The sequence below is a fragment of the Pseudomonas sp. RW407 genome, from assembly GCF_003176655.1.
GTDB classification, from domain to species: domain Bacteria; phylum Pseudomonadota; class Gammaproteobacteria; order Pseudomonadales; family Pseudomonadaceae; genus Pseudomonas; species Pseudomonas delhiensis.
Genome location: NZ_QGSL01000107.1, coordinates 2097177 through 2099695, shown reverse-complemented (window position 1 = coordinate 2099695; position 2519 = coordinate 2097177). Strand labels below are relative to the sequence as shown.

At 68.4% G+C, this 2519-nt stretch carries 2 protein-coding genes; one reads left to right on the top strand and one right to left on the bottom strand.

Annotated features, from left to right (window positions below; genetic code table 11):
• Positions 1 to 79: 79 nt before the first annotated feature.
• Positions 80 to 1594 carry a CoA-acylating methylmalonate-semialdehyde dehydrogenase gene (locus tag DK254_RS33630; RefSeq protein WP_109937288.1) on the bottom strand — a complete coding sequence of 505 codons (1515 nt, stop codon included), beginning with the start codon at positions 1592 to 1594 and terminating at the stop codon, positions 80 to 82.
• Between the two features lie 147 nt (positions 1595 to 1741).
• Here DK254_RS33630 and DK254_RS33625 point away from each other — a divergent pair.
• Positions 1742 to 2519: LysR family transcriptional regulator (locus DK254_RS33625; protein ID WP_109937390.1), on the top strand; the 778-nt coding region annotated here is incomplete at its 3' end.

Genomic DNA, 2519 nt, shown 5'->3' with positions numbered 1-2519 from the left:
GCGCCGCGCGTGGCCTGCGGCCCCGGAGCTTCCTGCTGCGGGGCCTGGCCGGCGGGGCGCGCGGGCGGGTTTGCGGGGGTTACTTGAGGTGGATGGTGGTGTTCACCGCGCCGCCCACTTCGTTCTCGTCGAACCAGCGTTCGGTGACCGTCTTGGTCTGGGTGTAGAACTGCACCACCTGCTTGCCGTAGGGGCCCAGGTCGCCCAGCTTGGAGCCGCGCGAGCCGGTGAAGGAGAACAGCGGCACCGGCACCGGGATGGGCACGTTGACGCCCACCTGGCCGACGTCGATCTCTTCCTTGAAGTGCCGCGCGGCGGCGCCGGAGCGGGTGAAGATGGCGGTGCCGTTGCCGTTGGGGTTGGCGTTGATCAGCTCGATGGCCTCGTCGAGGGTCTTCACCGAGACCACGCAGAGCACCGGGCCGAAGATTTCCTCGCGGTAGATGCTCATCTGCGCGGTGACGCCGGAGAAGAGGGTCGGGGCGACGAAGTTGCCTTTCTCGTAGCCGGCCACCTGCGGGTTGCGGCCGTCCAGCTCCAGCTTGGCGCCTTCCTGGATGCCGCGCTCGATCAGGCCGCTGACGCGGTCCAGGGCGGCGCAGGAGACCAGCGGGCCGACGTCGGTGTTGGCCTCGGTGCCGCCGCTGACCTTGAGGGTCTTGGCCTTGGCCACCAGGTCCGGGATCCACTCGTTGGCCTCGCCCACCAGGATCGCCACGGACACCGCCATGCAGCGCTGCCCGGCGGCGCCGAAGGCCGAGCCGGCGATGGCGTTGAGCGTCTGGTCCTTGTTGGCGTCGGGCAGGATCACGGCGTGGTTCTTGGCGCCCATCATGCACTGCACGCGCTTGCCGGCCAGCGAAGAGCGGTTGTAGACGTGGGTGCCGACGCGGGTGGAACCGACGAAGGACACGGCCTTGATGTCCGGGTGGTCGCAGATGGCGTTGACCACGTCGGGGCCGCCGTGGATCACGTTCAGCACGCCCGGCGGGATGCCGGCCTCATGGGCCAGCTCGACCAGGCGCATGGTCACCATCGGGTCCTGCTCGGAAGGCTTGAGGACGAAGGTGTTGCCGGTGGCGATGGCCATCGGGAACATCCACAGCGGGATCATCGCCGGGAAGTTGAACGGAGTGATGCCGGCGCACACGCCCAGCGGCTGCAGCAGGGTGAAGGTGTCGACGCCGCCGGCCACGTTGTTGGCCAGTTCGCCCAGCTGCAGGTTGCCGATGGCCGCGGCGTGCTCGACCACCTCCAGGCCGCGGAACACGTCGCCTTCGGCGTCGGGCAGGGTCTTGCCCTGTTCGGCGGTGAGGATGGCCGCCAGTTCCTTCATGTTCTCGCGGATCAGTTGCTGGTACTTGAGGAAGATGCGTGCGCGGGCGCCGATCGGGGTTTTCTTCCAGGTCTTGAACGCGGCCTTGGCGCTGGCCACGGCGCGCTCGACTTCATCGCTGGTGGCGAAGGGCACGCGCGCCAGGACTTCCTGGGTGGCGGGGTTGATCACCTCGCGCCATTCGCTGCTGGTGGATTCGACGGGCTTGCCGTCGATGAAGAGTTTGACCGTGGGAACGGCAGCATTGGTGGTACTCATCGGAACTCCCAGCCTGCGGCGGTTTGTTGTTATGGGCCTTGGGGCGAGCCTCAAGGAGGTTGGGTTGATCCTAGCAGTGCATTTTTGATGAATTCAATGCGGTGATGTGCAAGCATGCTCTGCGTTTTTGCACACTCGGAGCCGGCGATGGACTGGGACAACCTGCGTTTCTTCCTCGAACTCTCCCGCGCCGGCAAGCTCACCGTGGCCGCGCGGCGCCTGGGCGTCGACCACACCACGGTGGCGCGGCGCCTGCAGGCGCTGGAAAAGAGCATCGGCGCGCAGCTGCTGGTGCGCGAGCCCTCCGGCTACCGCCTGACCGAGGCCGGGCACGGGCTGTTGCCGCAGGCCGAGGCCATGGAAAGCGCCTGCAAGGTGATCGAGAAGCGCCTGGCCGGGGCGGAGGACAACCTTTCGGGCAAGGTGCGCATCGGCGCCACCGAGGGCTATGGCTCGACCCTGCTGACCTCGCAACTGGTGGAACTGAACCGCCGCCACCCGCACCTGGGCGTGGACCTGCTGGCGGTGCCGCGGGCGCTGCAGCTGTCGCGCCACGAGGCGGACATCGTCATCACCCTGGAGCGCCCCGGCCGCGGGCCCTACCTGATCACCCGACTGACCGACTACGTGCTGCGCCTGTACGCGGCCAGGGACTACCTGGCCGAGCGCGGCCCCATCCGCAGCCGCGACGACCTGCGCAAGCACGCACTGGTGGGCTACGTCGACGACCTGCTGTACAGCAAGGAATTGCAGTACCTGGACGAGATCGGCCGGCCGCTGCACATGGCCCTGCGCTGCACCAGCATCCTGGCCCAGCAGCGCGCGGTGGCCGAGGGCGCCGGCCTGGCCATCCTGCCGGCGTTCGCCGCGGCGGAGGACCCGACGCTGCAGCCGGTGCTGCCGGGCGAGATCGAGTTCGTGCGGA